The sequence below is a fragment of the Vibrio sp. Isolate25 genome (assembly GCF_022398025.1).
In the GTDB taxonomy this organism is placed as follows: Bacteria; Pseudomonadota; Gammaproteobacteria; order Enterobacterales; family Vibrionaceae; genus Vibrio; species Vibrio coralliilyticus_A.
Window position 1 is genome coordinate 136,363 of record NZ_JAKEUT010000006.1, and the last position, 17,892, is coordinate 154,254.

Here is a 17,892-nt window from a genome sequence, read left to right on the forward strand (position 1 = left end):
CTCCAAATCTAGAGAATAGGGGAATGAATTAAACGCGCAGGATTTTAGCACATTCGTAAGTAAACGTTTGCTATTTTGGGCTAGTGAGATTGAACTCGATCAAAATGAGGTGCAAATCGCCAAAAAAATTACCCGCAACACTTCTCCGTCAGTACATTGTCAATGTATGCTGTTTTTTTGACCGAATGATACGAAATATAGAATATAGGGCGTGTTTATCACTCTCTGCCTAAGTAGAATGAGAGTATTAGGTGGAGAAAGCTCTTCACAATAACCGGACAATACAAGGTAGGCTAAGATGTCTTTTGAAGTACTAGAAAAACTAGAAGCGAAAATCCAAACTGCAGTTGACACCATTGCACTTCTACAAATGGAAGTGGAAGAGCTGAAAGAAGAAAAAGAAAAGCTAGCTGTAGAAGCTAACGAGCTTCGCTCTAGCCGTGAAGAGATTGAACAGAAAGCACAGCAAATGCAGCAAGAGCACTCTGCATGGCAGGAGCGTATCCGTAATCTGCTGGGTAAGATGGACGAAGTCGAATAAGTCCTGTCTTAATGAGAAAAGGGTTGGCTTGTGGCCAACCCTTTTTACGTTTTTAGAGGAATAATGAGTTCAGGTTATACCTGAGGGCGCACGCCTAACGTATGGCACAGCGCGTAAGTCATTTCTGCGCGGTTTAGTGTGTAGAAGTGGAAGTCTTTCACACCTTCACGACTCAGCACTCGAATCATATCGATTGCTTGGCTTGCACCAACCAATTGACGCGTGGTTGGATCATCATCCAGACCTTCAAACTGTTTTGCCATCCAGCTTGGTACTTTGACATTGTTTTGTGCGGCAAAGCGTGACGCTTGCTTAAAGTTAGAAACAGGCAAAATACCTGGTACGATTTCAACGTCGATACCCGCTGCAACACAGCGATCACGAAAACGTAGGTAGCTTTCGACGTCAAAGAAAAACTGAGTGATAGCACGGTTTGCTCCCGCGTCCACTTTGCGTTTTAAGTTGAGTAAATCGGCTTGAGCACTTTTTGCTTCAGGATGCACTTCTGGGAAAGCAGCGACGGAAATATCAAAGTCATGACGCTCTTTCAGCAGTTCTACCAGATCGGAGGCGTACATTTCTGGCTTACCGCCACCCGGTGGGATGTCACCACGAAGAGCGACAATGCTCTCAATACCATTTGCCCAGTAATCATCCGCAATGCGAACTAACTCTTCGCGTGACGCGTCAATACATGTTAGGTGAGGAGCGGCGATTAGGCCGGTTTCTGCCTTGATTTCTTTAATGATGGAGTGAGTGCGGTCACGTTCACCCGAGTTGGCTCCGTATGTAACAGAAACGAACTTAGGTTTTAGTGTTTTGAGGCGATGGACAGAGTTCCACAATGTTTCTTCCATTTTTTCACTGCTTGGTGGAAAAAACTCAAATGACACATTGATGTTGTCAGAAAGCTCGGCGATATTTTGATTTAAGGCATCAATATGGCCTGCGTGTGTGTATCCCATCTTACTCTCTCCATGTGGTAACCAAGACCACGAAAACTCAAATTCCTCAAATCGACGTTTAGACGTCTATATGTCCACAGGATGTATTGAATACGATTTAAAGTCAACAATACGATTATGAATTTTTCTCAAGTTAAATATTAGACGCTTTCAACTTGAAAGGTGAATAGTTGTGCGGGAAAGAAAAAGCGCAGCTGAGGGCTGCGCTAAAGTCGATTATAAGAAGCTGGAAAGTAAGTTGAGATCGGACTGAATCGCACCTGCGGTTACTTCTCGACCAGCGCCAGGGCCGCGAATGACTAGAGGGTTATCCTTGTACCATTTACTTTCGATGGCAAATATGTTGTCACATGGCAGCAGGTTAGCTAATGCATGTTCTTTGCTAAGTGCCTCAACCCCTACGGTTGCAGAACCGTTCTTTTCCAACCTAGCAACATAACGAAGTACTTTATCTTCACGCTGAGCTTTTTCTAAACGTTCAGCTAATAGCTCACTTAATAGTTGGCTATTATCGAGGAAGTCATCGAGAGATAACTCTGCGAGTTCAGAGGGAACTAGGCTTTCGACTTTGACGGCTTCAGGCTCGAGGTCGAGTCCTGCCTCACGAGCAAGGATAACCAATTTTCGCATAACATCGGAACCGTCGAGATCGCTACGCGGATCGGGTTCAGTTAACCCCTGCTGCCAAGCGAGATCCACCAGCTCAGCAAAAGGGACACTGCCATCATATTGTTGGAATAACCAAGATAACGTGCCGGAGAAAATTCCGGATAGGGCATGAATATCATCACCACTCTCACGTAGATCTTTGACGGTATGATTAATGGGTAAACCTGCCCCGACTGTTGCATTGTACAGCCAGTAGCGGTTTATCTTGGCAAAGGCATCTTGCACTTGATGATAATAACTGCTGGACGCAGAGCCGGCGACTTTGTTGGCCGAGATAAGGTGCATGCCTTGTTCTGCAATCTCTAGGTAACGTTTTGCCAGCTGTGGGCTTGCCGTCACATCAAGTACGACTACGTCATCGTAACCTTGAATGGCGCCGAGCTTTCTTACCCACTCATTACCTTGGTATTCAACGGCCTCTTCTTCATAGTGGTCGCTGACGGTACTGGCATCAATGCCTTCAGGATTGAACCAATAATTTTGGCTGCCAACAACGGCAACCAGTTCAAAGTTCATGCCGCGACGCTTTTCCAGTTCAGCTTTTTGTTCGGCGAACAGTTCGAGCCAGCTCGAGCCAATGTTGCCTTTACCACATAGAGCAATGCCGACACGTTTTTGAGCTTGAAATAACTGGCTATGGATTGATTTAACCAGAACAGAAGTATCCGTACTGCGCAGTACAGCGACTAAGCTCAAACCAGATTGGGATTCTGAGATGAACTCGATAGGTGCAGCTTTGAGCTTCTGATAAAAACCATAGCAATGGCTCGCATTTTTCGTCACGCCTGCGCCGACTGCCGCAATCAGTGAGTAGCCTTCTTTGAGCTTAATTTCTGCTTCTATCGCCGCATCTTGCAGATATTCGAGCGCACCACCTGCAATCTCGGCAGTGTAGGCTAAGCGCAGGGTTTGCTGATCTTCCTGAACCTCGTAGGTTAAGGGTTCTAGCTGTGCTCGTTTCAAACTTGCCAAGGTTTCCTGTTCAAGGCGTTTGAAGTCATGCCCAGAGGCAAAGTTGAGTTGAATAAGCAGTACTTCTTTTAACGAGGAGATAATTTTAGCACCGCGGCCTGATGCAAGAACACGTTCGATTCGAGTTGAGCCAGCTTCGGGGTCATAGCTACAACGTAGGTGCAAATCCATCGCACTTTGTGCAACAGGCTGTAAAGTACGACTGTGTAAAACGGGCGCTGCAAGTCGGGCTAATTCACTGGCTTCGTCAAGGCGAAGTAATGGCAACAGGCAAGCATCAGAAACTAAACGAGGGTCTGCGCTGTAGACACCGGCAACATCACTCCAGATGGTTACGCGTTTTACTTCGGCTAGCGCACCAATGACAGTGGCGGAGTAATCTGAACCATTACGACCAAGCAGAACGGTATGGCCTTGCTCATCCTGTGCCATAAAGCCTGTGATCACAACGCGGTGATGGGCGTGTTGAGCGAGCACTTCTTTGATCAGCGGATAAGAGGTGCCTCGGTCAACTTCAGGTTGTGTGCCTACTTCGGCACGTAGGAAGGCTCTTGCATCCTGAGCGACAGCCTGTAGGTCGTTTTGATTCAGTAATGCTGCCAGTAGTCGTGAAGACCACACTTCTCCGTGACCTAATACGGCTGAGCGCTCGGCGCTAGTTAACGGAGCTGTCAGCTCACCCAGTGTACTGAATTCATCGTTGAGTGTTGCGATCAACTGTTGTTGAGTCTCTCCTTGGAGTAGCTCCTCAACCAGTTGGGTTTGAAACTGACGCAACGTTTGCAATGCCTCATGCGCGAGGCGGCCATCTTTGCTTAATGCGTCGAGAAATTCGATCAAACGGTTGGTGGTTTTACCCGCAGCAGAGACAACAATCAAATCTTCTTTGTCTGAATACTCTTTGAGTATGTTGACGACGCGGCGGTAACATTCTGGATCCGCGAGGCTACTGCCGCCAAATTTATGCAATTGACGTTGCTGACTCATGACAACGCCTCCTTGGTTTTATTAAATGCCTGCTCAAGGTCTGCAATCAGGTCGTCAGCGTCTTCTAGACCAACTGAAAGGCGTAGTAATTGTTGAGACACACCAGCTTCAGCTAGTGCCGCTTCACCCATTGCTCGGTGTGTCATCGACGCTGGGTGGCAAATCAGGCTTTCCACGCCGCCAAGTGATTCAGCGAGTGAGAAGAGCTCTAGCTGACCAACAAAGTGTTTGAGCTGCTCAAAGCTGCCTGAAAACTCAAAGCTAAGCATGGAGCCAAATCCAGACTGCTGCTTTTTCGCAATCTCATGACCAGGGTGATCCGGCAAGCTAGGGTGATAGATGTTACCTACCAGAGACTGAGACTGTAGGTAATTGAGAATGTGCGCTGAGCTTTCTTCATGCACTTTCATGCGTGCGCCCAAGGTGCGAATACCGCGTAGTGTCATGTAGCTATCGAATGGTGTGCCTGTTGCGCCGATACAGTTGCCCCACCAGGCAAGATCTTCAGCATGCTGCTCAGTTTTGGTGATCACCACGCCACCGATGACATCAGAATGACCATTAATGTACTTGGTTGTCGAGTGAATGACAAAGTCAGCGCCGAGTTCAAGAGGCTTTTGGAACACAGGTGTCAAAAAGGTATTATCGACGCCGACCAGAGCCCCAACCTGACGAGCTTTTTCACATACTGCAGCAATGTCGACTACTCGAACCAAAGGATTAGACGGTGTTTCTAACAGAATCAGTTTAGGTTTCTTTGCAATAGCCTCGTCCAAGGCTTTTTGATCGGATTGATCGACAAACTGGACCTTGAAGTCACCTTTTTTAGCGCGGGTGTTAAACAAACGGTACGTACCACCGTAGCAATCGTGTGGTGCGACGATCAGATCATCTGGGCCAAGAAATGCGGAGACCCATAAGTTCAATGCAGAGGTTCCACAGTTGGTCACTACCGCACCTTTACCAGACTCCAGCTCATACAGAGCTTTTTCTAACAAGCCACGGTTTGGGTTACCCGAGCGAGTGTAGTCATATTTTGGCACTTCGCCAAAGGCGGGAAAACCGTAGTTAGTCGAGAGGTAAATAGGTGGCACAACGGCGTGATGCTGAGTGTCTGACTCGATACCAGTACGTACCGCGATTGTGGCTGGTTTACGGGCGCTCATAAGTGTTTCCTTTCGAACTGTAGTGACTTGGCTGGAGATTACACTATACCTGTTTGCCGGATGTTAGATATATGTTATTCCAATCGTATATCTCTTCACTTTACTTCTCATTTTTTAAGACGTCAACACTTCTAGACGTCTATATGTCTTTGCTTGTGGCCATAAATCCCGCTAAAATTACGCTTTCTAATTTTATACATAATGAATCATAAAGGTGCGCAATGGCAGATTGGAACGGCGAATACATTAGTCCGTATGCTGAACATGGAAAGAAAAGCGAACAAGTAAAGAAGATTACGGTTTCTATTCCATTGAAAGTATTGAAGGTTTTAACTGATGAGCGAACGCGTCGTCAGATTAATAACCTGCGCCATGCGACCAACAGTGAACTGCTTTGTGAAGCGTTTTTGCATGCTTATACAGGCCAGCCACTACCTACTGATGAAGATTTACGTAAAGATCGCCCAGATGATATTCCCGCGGAAGTGAAAAAACTCATGACTGAGATGGGGATTGAATTCGAAGCGTATGATGAAGAGTAATCACCAGCTGCACACCTTATTTTTATTTCGCTAAATACAAAAAAAACCGCTGAATATTCAGCGGTTTTTGTTTCAGAGAGAAACGCTTACGCTTCCATGTAATTCTCTGGCATCTCAATACGAGCTACACCTGATTCCACTGCCGCTAGAGCAACCGCTTTTGCAACACGCGGTAATAGGCGGGAGTCCATTGGCTTAGGAATAATGTAGTCAGGGCCAAATTCCAGTTTATCCACGCCAGCGGCTTTCAATACTTCCGCTGGAACTTCTTCTTTCGCCAGTTCACGAATGGCGTCCACCGCAGCGAGTTTCATTTCATCGTTGATTTCGCTAGCACGAACATCGAGAGCACCGCGGAAGATGAATGGGAAGCACAACACGTTGTTTACTTGGTTCGGGTAGTCGCTGCGACCTGTACCCATGATTAAATCATCACGGACTTCATGTGCCAGCTCTGGCTTGATTTCCGGATCTGGGTTTGAACACGCAAAGACAACAGGTTTGTCAGCCATCAGTTTGAGAGCTTCAGGAGCGAGCAAGTTCGGGCCAGATACGCCTAAGAACAGGTCTGCGCCTTCAATAACATCTTCCAGCGTACGCTTGTCAGTGTTATTCGCAAATAGCTGCTTGTATTCGTTGAGATCATCACGGCGAGTGTGGATAACGCCTTTGCGATCAAGCATGTAGATTTTTTCACGCATCGCACCACATTTGATCAGTAGCTCCATACAAGCTACTGCTGCAGCGCCTGCGCCAAGACAGACAATCGTCGCGTCTTCTAGCTTTTTGCCTTGCAGCTCAATTGCGTTAAGCATCCCGGCTGCGGTTACGATCGCTGTGCCGTGTTGGTCATCGTGAAAAACCGGCACATCACAGCGCTCGATTAATTGCTTTTCAATTTCAAAACAATCTGGGGCTTTAATGTCTTCAAGGTTGATACCGCCAAACGTATCGGCAATGTTGGCAACCGTATCGACAAATTCTTCGATTGTGCGGTGTTTGACTTCAATGTCGATAGAGTCCAAACCTGCAAAGCGTTTGAACAAAAGAGCTTTACCTTCCATGACTGGCTTTGATGCCAGTGGACCTAAGTTACCAAGACCAAGAATTGCTGTTCCGTTAGAGATAACCGCTACCATGTTACCTTTTGAGGTGTACTTATAGGCATTATCTGCATTCTGTGCAATTTCACGTACAGGCTCAGCCACGCCTGGGCTGTACGCTAACGCCAGATCACCTGCCGTTTCGGCTGGTGTTGTCAGCTCCACCGAAATTTTACCTGCTGTTGGGTAAGCATGGTAATCCAGCGCTTGCTGACGGAATTGTTCTTCAGGGGATAGTTCTTGGCGATTGTCATCGGACATAGGTGTAGGTACTCGTTAATAATAATTAGGATAGGGGAAATCCATTCTAGAGTAACTAAGTCAAGCTGCCTAGGTCAGAATGCGAGCTAAAGCAATAAAATGTGCTAAATCACTGGAGATAAGACCAGATGGGTAGAGATATGGCTAGCGAATATCAAACAGTGGAAGAGATTATTCTGAATGGGTTGGGGCAAAAGCAGATAACAAAAAAGGACGCCGTAGCGTCCTTTTCTTTTCATCTAAAAAGAAATTATTTCTTAGAAGAAAGAGCACCGAAACGCTTGTTGAAGCGATCTACACGGCCGCCAGTATCAACGATACGCTGCTTACCAGTGTAGAATGGGTGACATTTGTCACATACGTCTAGGTGGATTGACTCTTTAGTTAGAGTTGAGTTGAACTCGAAAGAGTTACCGCAAGAACAAGTTGCTTTAACTGCTTTGTATTCTGGGTGGATACCAGCTTTCATGGGAGAACCTCTGTAATAGGCCGTGTCGCTATCCGATTCTAAGCCGGACACCACACGTAGTTAATAAAATGTCACTTTGGATACCGCTGCTCAAAAGCAAGCCATATCACTAAGGCGCGATATAGTAATGAATACGTTCTCTGGGATCAACCGATTTACCAATAAAGTTGCTACTTTTTTCGCCTATGAGGTTGAATCATCGCAGAACTGAAGTTCATGATGTCGTTGCTTCCCCGTTTAGCGCTTTTCCCTTAGACTAATTGGGTACCTTTGATTGTATTTAAGCTTATATGCGACCGACGATTGCCCGAGTAGCCTTGCCTGTACCGCTCGACAAACAATTTGACTATCAGATCCCCGCTCACCTATTCCCTGTTATTGGTGGACGTGTGTCTGTGCCTTTTGGCCCCCAGACTTTGGTGGGGGTGGTGACTGCGCTTGTTAATCAATCAGAATTTAGCATTGATAAACTCAAACCGCTGAAACAGGTGTTGGACTCTCAGCCTGTCTGGTCAGATAGCCTCTATGAGCTGCTGCAGTGGTGTAGCCAGTTTTATCATTATCCGCTTGGCGAAACGCTATTCAATGCTATGCCCAGTGCGTTACGTAAGGGGAAAGAAGCGGATTTCGCTTCGCTGGTGGAATGGCGTTTAACCGCTTCTGGTCGTGAGCAGTTAATGCTTGGTTCTGGTTTAACTGTGAAGCGAGCCAAAGTGATGCATAGGTTAGAAGTTGGTCCTGTACCACACCAGCATTTTCTTGATGAGGAGATCAGTACCAGTGTCCTTAAGGGATTAAATGAGAAAGGTTGGATTGAGTCGGTTGAACGAAAACCAGAAATTCGCGATTGGAGCCAGCAGGTGGAGGCGGATGTTGATAAGCCAAAGCTTAATGAAGAACAGGCTGTGGCGATTGCAACCGTCAATAGCTTAAGTGGATTTGGCTGCTTTCTACTAGAAGGTGTCACTGGGTCAGGGAAAACGGAAGTTTACCTAAACCTGATTAAGCCAGTACTAGAGAAAGGGCAGCAAGCATTGGTGTTGGTCCCCGAAATTGGCCTGACGCCTCAAACAATCAATCGCTTTCGTCATAGGTTTGAAGTTCCAGTTGCTGTTATTCATTCGGGGCTCAATGACAGTGAGCGGTTAAATGCTTGGTTAAGTGCTCGTGATAAAGCGGCTGGCATCGTGATTGGCACGCGATCAGCACTGCTCACTCCTTTTGCCGATCTCGGCATCATCATTGTAGACGAAGAACACGATGCTTCGTATAAGCAACAAGACAGCCTTCGCTATCATGCGCGTGATGTCGCCGTAATGCGGGCCAATAAGGAACAAATCCCGATTGTTCTTGGCTCAGCAACGCCTGCGTTGGAAACGCTGCATAACGCCTTATCAGGCAAGTACCACCATCTGACACTGACAGCGCGCGCAGGCAATGCTGTACCGACGACAAATAAGGTGTTGGATGTAAAAGGCCAGTATCTGGAAAGTGGCTTATCTGCGTCTTTAATTGCTGAAATGCGTCAACATCTCAGCGCGGGCAATCAAGTGATGCTATTTCTCAATCGCCGCGGTTTTTCGCCAGCTTTGATGTGCCATGACTGCGGTTGGATTGCCGAATGTAAGCGTTGTGATGCGTATTACACCTACCATCAATACAGCAATGAAATTCGTTGTCACCATTGCGGCTCTCAGCAGCCTACTATTCATCAGTGTAAAGGGTGTGGTTCATCCAACTTAGTAACGGTGGGCGTTGGTACTGAGCAGCTTGAAGCGCAACTGGGTGAGCTCTTTCCTGAATATAAAACCATACGGATTGACCGCGACAGCACTCGGCGTAAAGGGAGCCTTGAATCAGCGCTCGGTGCAATTCGTAGCGGTAAATACCAAATATTGATTGGTACTCAGATGCTGGCAAAAGGTCATCATTTCCCTGATGTGACATTGGTAGCATTGCTGGATGTTGATGGTTCACTATACAGCAGTGATTTCAGGGCATCAGAGCGTTTGGCTCAATTGTTTATTCAGGTAGCAGGGCGTGCCGGTCGTGCGAGCAAACCCGGGGAGGTGATACTACAAACCCATCACCCTGAGCACAGTTTGTTACAGGCACTGCTGACCAAAAGTTATCGCCATTTTGCTGAGACTGCATTACAGGAACGTAAATTTGCCCTGCTGCCACCTTATTCTTATTTGACACTGTTTCGTGCCGAGGCGAATAACTCCCAACACGTGGAAGCATTTTTGCGTCAGGTTCGTCATACCTTGGAAGCTCATCCTCTCTTTGACGGTTATTGTCAGGTTTTGGGCCCCACACCGGCTCCGCTGGCAAAACGAGCTGGTAAGCACCGTTGGCAGCTAATGTTGCAGACGCAAACTCGCCCAAGGATGCAAAAGCTACTGGCTAGTGCCAAACCCGCGATCCAAATGCTACCTAATGCAAAAAAGGTTCGCTGGTCTTTAGATATTGAGCCGCAAGATCTGAGTTGATTTTCATCTTTTTCATTTAATTGTGATTCACGTCTCGCTGCGGGGTTTAATTTTGTTAATCTTCCCGTAACTTTCTGTTTCGAAATGAATAAACTATGGATTAGCTTGATTGAATAAATTGAGTGATATAAGACAGGTAAACGATTGCTCTAGGCAATAAACATAAGAATGGGTTTCAGCTCATCAAAATCGGTTTAGGTGGCACTAGGCGCTACCATGTTTAGGAAATAAAGAGGGTAATTAATATATGGCGACAATGAAGGATGTTGCTCAGCTGGCCGGTGTTTCAACTGCAACAGTATCGCGTGCTCTAATGAACCCGGAAAAAGTATCTTCAGCCACAAGGAAGCGGGTCGAAGATGCAGTTTTAGAAGCCGGATATTCACCAAATTCTCTGGCGCGCAACCTGCGCCGAAATGAGTCCAAAACCATTATTGCTATCATCCCAGATATTTGTGATCCCTACTACACAGAGATTATTCGCGGGATAGAAGATGCAGCAATGGAGCATGGGTACATAGTACTGCTAGGAGATAGTGGTCAGCAGAAAAAACGAGAAAGTTCTTTTGTTAACCTTGTCTTTACTAAGCAGGCAGATGGTATGTTGCTGCTTGGTACGGATCTGCCATTTGACGTCAGCAAACCAGAGCAGAAAAACTTGCCACCTATGGTGATGGCGTGTGAATTTGCTCCAGAGTTGGAATTGCCGACGGTTCACATTGACAACCTGACATCGGCATTTGAAGCTGTGAACTATCTGACACAAATGGGGCATAAACGTATTGCCCAGATTTCTGGGCCGGACTCAGCTGTATTGTGTCAATTCCGTTTCCAAGGTTACCAGCAAGCACTGCGTCGAGCGGGGATCACGATGAACCCCAACTACACTATCTACGGTGATTTCTCGTTTGAAGATGGCGCAAAAGCAGTGAGACAGCTTCTGTCTCTACCTGAGCCTCCAACTGCTATTTTCTGTCACAACGATGCAATGGCCATTGGTGCGATTCAGGAAGCGAAGAAATTAGGCTTACGAGTACCACAAGATCTTTCAGTCGTTGGCTTCGATGATATTCAATTTGCTCAGTACTGTGATCCACCGCTGACCACCATTTCTCAGCCGCGCTACGAAATTGGCCGTCAAGCGATGTTGATGATGTTGGAGTTGTTGCGAGGACATGATGTTCGAGCAGGCTCAAGATTGTTGGAAACTCAGTTAGTGGTCAGAGAAAGTGCCGCTCCACCGCGAGTCATCTGAGAATAGCTTTCCCCTCAGCGGTGCATTTTGATGCGCCGCTTCCATTTCCCCTCTGTAATCAGGGCGCAAACTGCATTACCATAGCCAAAGAGGTAATAGACATTGATGTACAGTAGTGGCAAATAGAGATTATGTAAAGCGCGGTCGTGGTAACAGCGGGCGCAAACCCGTGCGTAAAAAGTCGGCTCCCAAAAGAAAGCCATGGAGAAGCGGGTTACTGGCAATTTTGCTGGTAGGAGGGTTTGGCTACGGACTTTATACATTGAACAATGACCCTGAGCCCCCCCAGCCTGTTGTGCAGCAAACCAAGCCGAAACCTAAACCAAAGGCTGATAAGGTGTTACCACCTCCTCCGGAAGAAAAATGGGACTACGTTGAATCCCTTCCCAGTCGTGAGATTGAAGTCACAGCCAAGGAGCAGGTGGTGTCCGAGATCCCTTATATCATGCAGTGTGGGGCGTACACCAATGCTTCTCAGGCCGAAGCGCGTAAGCTCGATATTGCTTTTCAGGGGATCAACAGCAAGATCCGCAAGAAAGAGGGCAGCAAATGGTATCGTGTGGTGTTAGGGCCATATAAGTTCAAGCGTGATGCAGAACGAGATAAGCACAAACTTCAGCGTGCTAAGATTGAACCTTGTGCGATCTGGAAAGACAGTCAGTAGATAAATGAAGCGAGCCAATTGGCTCGCTTCATTTATCAAGCCTAAGTTCGCTAGAGATTTTGTTCTACGCGCTTGTAGCAATATCTTGATGCTCATTGCTTCCTTTAAGCGTGCTCCTTAGCACCGACGGCCCTTGAATTCCCTTTAAGGTAACCTCATATATCTTCTAACACTAAGATGAAAACTATTATGAGGCCCTACTCGTGACTACCATTGTATCTGTACGTCGTAACAACAAAGTCGTCATCGCTGGTGATGGACAAGTATCTTTGGGTAACACAGTAATGAAGGGTAATGCGCGCAAAGTGCGCCGCCTGTACAACAACAAAGTGCTTGCTGGCTTTGCTGGTGGAACAGCGGATGCCTTCACGTTGTTTGAAAAGTTTGAAAGCAAGCTGCAGATGCATCAAGGCCATTTGACGAAAGCGGCGGTAGAGTTGGCCAAAGACTGGCGTAGTGACCGTGCGCTGCGCAAATTAGAAGCGCTATTGGCTGTGGCGGATGAGACTGCCTCTTTGATCATCACAGGTAATGGTGATGTGGTTCAGCCTGAAAATGATCTGATTGCGATTGGTTCAGGCGGTAATTTTGCTCAAGCTGCAGCGACCGCATTACTAGAGAACACCGAACTGGATGCGCGTGATATTGCTGAAAAATCATTGAAAATTGCCGGTGATATTTGTGTGTTTACTAATCATCACCACACTATCGAAGAACTAGAAATTCCAGCTCTATTAAGTGCTGAATAACCCAAGATAGTGGCTACTAGAATTTAAGGAATTTGATTATGTCTGAAATGACTCCTCGCGAAATTGTGCATGAACTGAACCGCCATATTATCGGTCAAGATAATGCGAAACGCTCTGTAGCAATTGCACTACGTAATCGCTGGCGTCGTATGCAGCTAGAAGAAAGCTTGCGTGCCGAAGTTACCCCGAAAAATATTCTGATGATTGGTCCAACGGGTGTGGGTAAAACGGAAATTGCTCGCCGTCTTGCAAAGTTGGCGAACGCGCCATTTATCAAGGTGGAAGCGACCAAATTTACTGAAGTAGGTTACGTTGGTAAAGAGGTCGAGACTATCATTCGTGATCTGACGGATGTTGCTATCAAGATGACGCATCAGCAAGCAATGGAAAAAGTAAAATTCCGTGCTGAAGAACAAGCTGAAGAACGTGTTCTTGATGCGCTTTTACCACCCGCACGAGATGCATGGGGGCAAAACGAGCAACAGGACGAAAGTGCTTCAAATACACGTCAAATTTTCCGCAAGAAGCTACGTGAAGGCAAGCTAGACGACAAAGAGATCGAAATCGATGTGGCAGCTCCTCAGATGGGTGTTGAGATCATGGCGCCTCCTGGTATGGAAGAGATGACTAACCAACTGCAGGGTATGTTCCAAAACCTAGCGGGCGATACCAAGAAGAAGCGTAAACTGAAAATTAAAGATGCCTTCAAGGCGCTCACAGAAGAAGAAGCTGCAAAGCTTGTGAACCAAGAGGAGCTAAAAGAGCAGGCTATCTTTAATGTTGAAAATAACGGTATCGTATTTATCGATGAAATTGACAAGATCTGTAAGCGCGGTGAAAGCTCTGGCCCAGATGTGTCTCGCGAAGGTGTTCAGCGTGATTTACTGCCGCTTATTGAAGGCAGTACGGTCTCAACCAAGCATGGTATGGTAAAAACTGATCACATTTTGTTTGTTACGTCTGGCGCATTCCAAGTGGCAAAACCATCAGATCTTATCCCTGAATTACAAGGTCGCTTGCCAATTCGTGTTGAACTAGAAGCGCTTTCAAGCAATGACTTCAAACGTATTCTGACAGAGCCTAAAGCATCGTTGACAGAGCAGTACATTGCCCTGATGAAAACTGAAGATGTGGATATCGAATTTACCGAGGATGGTATTACTCAAATTGCTGAAGCGGCGTGGACGGTTAACGAAACCACGGAAAACATTGGCGCTCGTCGCTTGCACACTGTGATGGAACGCTTGATGGATGAGATCTCGTTTGAAGCAACGGATAAATCCGGCTCGAAATTGACGATAGACTCTGACTATGTAAAAGCCAAACTGGGCAATACAGTCGAAGATGAAGATCTGAGTCGTTTTATTCTTTAGCTTCACTTAGATAGTAATAAGCCCGCTCCATTGAGCGGGCTTATTTTATCACCTAAGAACTCAGTTGTTTAAATCATAAAGATAAAGATCACTGCGAGGGCAGAGATCAAGCCTGCAAATGCGTAACAAGCGATTTTTCCGACCAAACCGGTATGGAATTTAAGGTCGTGCATACCATGATGAACACGGTGCATTGCATGCCACATTGGTAGCGCGAGTGTACCAATGATAAACAGAGCGCCAATGATGCTTGTGGCAAAATCAACCACTCGCTCATAGCTTAGGGCTTCTGCATTGATGATGCCTAATGGAGCAAGTACACCAAGAACCAGAATCGTCACTGGTGTAATCATGGCAAACCAAGTACCGCCAGCGCCAAACAGTCCCCACCAAATTGGTTCATCAGAACGCTTAGGAGCTCTATCTACAGAAAAATTAGGTTTCATAGTCATAGCTCCTTAAACGATTACTAGCACAATCAGAGAAATCAATGCCACGGCTGCCCATTGAGTAAGCACAATGATCTTCTTATCCACTGGCTTACCTTTTAAGCGAATCGGCATTACCTGTGGCATCATGCTGAAGAACGTTTGAGCATGCAGTAGGCTACCCGCAAGCGCAACGATGTTAATCGCGACTACAAGTGGATTGGCCATAAACTCAATCCAACCTTGCCACGCTTCTAGCCCTTTTACTAAGCAACCTAAACCGAAAGTTAGGAAGAGCGTAAAGAGGATTAGAGGCAGTACCGTTGCTTCACGCAGCATGTAGAAGCGGTAAAATGGATGATCTTTCCACCAAGTGCGTTTTACCTCGCGAACGTAAGGTTTACGGTTACTCATCTTACGCCTCCTGTGTAGTCTTTGTTGGTGTGCCATCAGGCTTGAACATTGAGATCACGAAGTCCATAGAAGACTCGACCTTACCTTGGTTTACTGCAGCTGCAGGGTCTACATTCTTCGGACAAACTTCAGAACAGTAACCCACAAAGGTACAGCCCCAAGCACCGTTCTCGCCATTAATGAGTGACATACGCTCATCTTTACCGTTGTCACGGCTGTCTAGGTTGTAACGATGGGCAAGAGTCAGTGCCGCTGGGCCTATGAACTCTGGGTTTAGACCAAACTGCGGACACGCTGCGTAACATAGACCACAGTTGATGCAACCAGCGAACTGCTTGTACTTAGCCATTTGCTCTGGCGTTTGTAGGTTAGTGCCGTCTTCAGGTTTACGATCGTTACCTATGATGTAAGGCTTGATGGCTTCAAGGCGTTCAATGAATGGTGTCATGTCGACAATCAAGTCTTTCTCGATTGGGAAGTTTGCGAGTGGCTCGATCTTCACGCCGTTTGGGTAATCGCGCAGGAAGCTTTTACAAGCAAGTTTTGGTACGCCGTTAACCATGATGCCGCATGAACCACAGATCGCCATACGACAAGACCAACGGTAAGACAGGTCTTTATCTAGGTTATCCTTGATGTAGCCAAGTGCATCAAGGGTCGACATAGTTTCATCGAATGGTACTTCAAAGGTCTGGAAGTGCGGTTGTGCGTCTTTTTCTGGGTCATAACGCAGAATCTCTACTTTTTGGATGCGATTTGCTGACATTATGCTTGCTCCTCTGCGTTCTTCTGTGCCGCTTTTGCTGCTTCTTCAGCGGCTGCTTTCTCTGCGGCTTCACCGTATAGACGAGCTTTAGGCTGTGACTTAGTGATAGTCACCTTGCTGTAGTCGATAGTTGGCGCTGCATCTGGTTGGAAGAAAGCCAGCGAGTGTTTGAGGAACTCTACGTCATCACGTTCAGTACAGCCATCATCTAGACGCTGATGGGCACCACGCGACTCTTTACGCAGGATCGCAGAGTGAACCATTGCTTCTGCGACTTCTAGGCCGTAACCAACTTCGATAGCGTACAGAAGGTCAGTGTTGAACACTTTGCCTTTGTCTTTGATGCTGATGCGCTTGTAACGCTCTTTCAACTCAGTGATTTTGTCTATGGTGGCTTGCATCAAATCTTCTTGGCGGTAGATACCACAGCCCGCTTCCATGGTATGACCCATTTCAGTGCGGATATCTGCCCAGTTTTCATCGCCTTCTTGGTTCATTAGTGCTGCGATACGCTGCTCAACGTCTTTGACTTGAGCTGCAATAGACTCTTCGTTCCAGCCCTTGAATTCTGCTGCACGCTTCACAGCTTGTTCACCAGCAACACGGCCGAATACCACGAACTCAGCCAGTGAGTTAGAACCTAGACGGTTAGCGCCGTGAAGACCAACAGAAGCACATTCACCTACCGCGAATAGACCTTTAATGCGCGTTTCACATTCGCCGTTGGTTTCAATGCCACCCATGGTGTAGTGTACCGTTGGACGAATTGGAATCGGCTCTTTCGCAGGGTCAACGTTAACGTATGCTTTCGCTAGCTCACAGATAAACGGTAGACGCTCTTGCAGGTACTCTTCACCAAGGTGGCGAAGGTCTAGATGAACCACATCACCTAGAGGATGTTTAATGGTGTTGCCTTTCTGCTGTTCGTGCCAGAAAGCCTGAGAAACCTTGTCGCGAGGACCGAGTTCCATGTATTTGTTCTTTGGCTGGCCAACTGGAGTTTCAGGGCCCATACCGTAATCTTGTAGGTAACGGTAGCCGTTCTTGTTAACGATGATACCGCCTTCACCACGACAGCCTTCGGTCATCAGAATACCTGTTCCTGGAAGACCGGTTGGATGGTACTGAACGAATTCCATATCACGTAGAGGTACGCCATGACGGTAAGCCATTGCCATGCCATCACCGGTTACGATACCGCCGTTAGTATTACAGTGATAAACACGACCTGCGCCACCTGTTGCTAAAACAACAGACTTGGCTTTAATCGTAACGAGTTCACCTTCTGACATGTGAATGGCGATAAGACCTTGCACTTCACCTTCATCGACAAGCAGATCCACCACAAAGTACTCATCAAAACGTTTGATATTGTCGTACTTCATTGATGTCTGGAATAGGGTGTGAAGCATGTGGAAGCCAGTTTTATCTGCCGCGAACCATGTACGCTCAACCTTCATACCACCAAAGCGGCGTACGTTGACTTCCCCGTTTTCTTTACGACTCCATGGGCAGCCCCATTGCTCCATTTGGATCATTTCGCGAGTCGCGTTTTCTACAAAATATTCGACAACGTCCTGTTCACATAGCCAGTCACCACCACCAACGGTGTCGTTGAAGTGATTGTCTAGGCTATCTTCATCCTTGATAACTGCTGCTGAGCCACCCTCTGCTGCGACTGTGTGAGAACGCATTGGATAAACTTTAGAAATCAGTGCGACTTCTAAATCAGGGTTTGCTTCAGCTGCTGCAATAGCAGTGCGAAGACCAGCGCCGCCAGCGCCGATGACTGCGATATCTGTGATGATAGTTTGCACAGTTATCCTCCAGTGTGAAATTGCGGAGTGTTCCGCTTGTTATCATAAAATGAGGGAATTCCCCCAAAAGTGGTAGGGGTAGTGTAGAAGAGTATCGTTATGGAAAAGTTGATGTATTTAGGTTTTTTCCCCAGTAATGCATATGAGAGCATAGAAAATACAGGTTATGTGATTACTATCACGGCAAACCTATTTTAGCTCTAAGTCTCTGCAGAACCCGCTGTTACGGGTATGTTGCGAGTGAGATTTGTTATTAATT

At 46.7% G+C, this 17,892-nt stretch carries 16 protein-coding genes; 7 read left to right on the forward strand and 9 right to left on the reverse strand.

The window, feature by feature from the left end:
- The first annotated feature begins 298 nt into the window (after positions 1–298).
- Entirely contained in the window at positions 299–541 is a 243-nt protein-coding gene (gene zapB / locus L1D15_RS14075) for a cell division protein ZapB (protein WP_006963347.1), read from the forward strand.
- Between the two features lie 74 nt (positions 542–615).
- Here zapB and metF read toward each other — a convergent pair whose 3' ends face one another.
- From metF to L1D15_RS14090, 3 genes are all read right to left on the reverse strand, one after another.
- The gene (gene metF, locus L1D15_RS14080) at positions 616–1,506 is read right to left on the reverse strand and encodes a methylenetetrahydrofolate reductase (protein ID WP_239837970.1); all 891 of its coding nucleotides are present in this window, start codon (positions 1,504–1,506) and stop codon (positions 616–618) included.
- Positions 1,507–1,722: 216 nt separating this feature from the next.
- Positions 1,723–4,134, reverse strand: coding sequence for a bifunctional aspartate kinase/homoserine dehydrogenase II (locus L1D15_RS14085; protein WP_239876195.1), 2,412 nt, complete (start codon positions 4,132–4,134; stop codon positions 1,723–1,725).
- A complete protein-coding gene (locus L1D15_RS14090) occupies positions 4,131–5,300 on the reverse strand; it encodes an O-succinylhomoserine (thiol)-lyase (RefSeq protein WP_239876196.1) in 1,170 nt (389 codons plus the stop codon). Before L1D15_RS14090 ends, L1D15_RS14085 begins: the two co-directional genes overlap by 4 nt.
- A gap of 221 nt (positions 5,301–5,521) precedes the next feature.
- Between L1D15_RS14090 and metJ the strand changes: the two genes are divergently transcribed.
- Positions 5,522–5,842 (forward strand): met regulon transcriptional regulator MetJ, encoded by a 321-nt coding sequence (metJ, locus tag L1D15_RS14095; RefSeq protein ID WP_006963343.1) that lies wholly within the window; start codon positions 5,522–5,524, stop codon positions 5,840–5,842.
- Positions 5,843–5,928: 86 nt separating this feature from the next.
- Here the strand turns inward: metJ and L1D15_RS14100 are convergent, their stop codons facing one another.
- Positions 5,929–7,206, reverse strand: a complete 1,278-nt coding sequence (locus L1D15_RS14100) for a malic enzyme-like NAD(P)-binding protein (RefSeq protein WP_239876197.1) — start codon at positions 7,204–7,206, stop codon at positions 5,929–5,931.
- A gap of 250 nt (positions 7,207–7,456) precedes the next feature.
- Complete coding sequence (rpmE, locus tag L1D15_RS14105; RefSeq protein ID WP_006963341.1) at positions 7,457–7,675, reverse strand: 50S ribosomal protein L31; 219 nt, start codon at positions 7,673–7,675, stop codon at positions 7,457–7,459.
- Positions 7,676–7,965: 290 nt separating this feature from the next.
- On the opposite strand from rpmE, the gene priA reads away from it, so the two are divergent.
- The 5 genes from priA (at position 7,966) to hslU (ending at position 14,208) form a co-directional block, all read left to right on the forward strand.
- Entirely contained in the window at positions 7,966–10,167 is a 2,202-nt protein-coding gene (gene priA / locus L1D15_RS14110; protein WP_239876198.1) for a primosomal protein N', read from the forward strand.
- A 247-nt stretch (positions 10,168–10,414) separates the two neighbouring features.
- The gene (gene cytR / locus L1D15_RS14115; protein WP_239837977.1) at positions 10,415–11,422 is read left to right on the forward strand and encodes a DNA-binding transcriptional regulator CytR; all 1,008 of its coding nucleotides are present in this window, start codon (positions 10,415–10,417) and stop codon (positions 11,420–11,422) included.
- A gap of 115 nt (positions 11,423–11,537) precedes the next feature.
- Entirely contained in the window at positions 11,538–12,086 is a 549-nt protein-coding gene (locus L1D15_RS14120) for an SPOR domain-containing protein (protein WP_239837980.1), read from the forward strand.
- Positions 12,087–12,289: 203 nt separating this feature from the next.
- Positions 12,290–12,835, forward strand: a complete 546-nt coding sequence (gene hslV / locus L1D15_RS14125; protein WP_239837981.1) for an ATP-dependent protease subunit HslV — start codon at positions 12,290–12,292, stop codon at positions 12,833–12,835.
- 38 nt (positions 12,836–12,873) lie between these two features.
- Positions 12,874–14,208: an HslU--HslV peptidase ATPase subunit gene (gene hslU, locus L1D15_RS14130; protein WP_239866972.1), complete on the forward strand. Its 1,335-nt coding sequence runs from the start codon at positions 12,874–12,876 to the stop codon at positions 14,206–14,208.
- 68 nt (positions 14,209–14,276) lie between these two features.
- Here hslU and frdD read toward each other — a convergent pair whose 3' ends face one another.
- Genes frdD through frdA form a run of 4 tightly spaced genes read right to left on the reverse strand, consistent with a single transcriptional unit; the run spans position 14,277 to position 17,633 of the window.
- Positions 14,277–14,654, reverse strand: coding sequence for a fumarate reductase subunit FrdD (gene frdD / locus L1D15_RS14135; protein ID WP_239866970.1), 378 nt, complete (start codon positions 14,652–14,654; stop codon positions 14,277–14,279).
- Positions 14,655–14,666: 12 nt separating this feature from the next.
- A complete protein-coding gene (frdC, locus tag L1D15_RS14140) occupies positions 14,667–15,050 on the reverse strand; it encodes a fumarate reductase subunit FrdC (RefSeq protein WP_239876199.1) in 384 nt (127 codons plus the stop codon).
- Position 15,051: 1 nt separating this feature from the next.
- On the reverse strand, positions 15,052–15,816 hold the full coding sequence (locus L1D15_RS14145; protein ID WP_239876200.1) for a succinate dehydrogenase/fumarate reductase iron-sulfur subunit: 765 nt from the start codon (positions 15,814–15,816) through the stop codon (positions 15,052–15,054).
- On the reverse strand, positions 15,816–17,633 hold the full coding sequence (gene frdA / locus L1D15_RS14150) for a fumarate reductase (quinol) flavoprotein subunit (RefSeq protein WP_239866964.1): 1,818 nt from the start codon (positions 17,631–17,633) through the stop codon (positions 15,816–15,818). Before frdA ends, L1D15_RS14145 begins: the two co-directional genes overlap by 1 nt.
- Positions 17,634–17,892 lie beyond the last annotated feature (259 nt).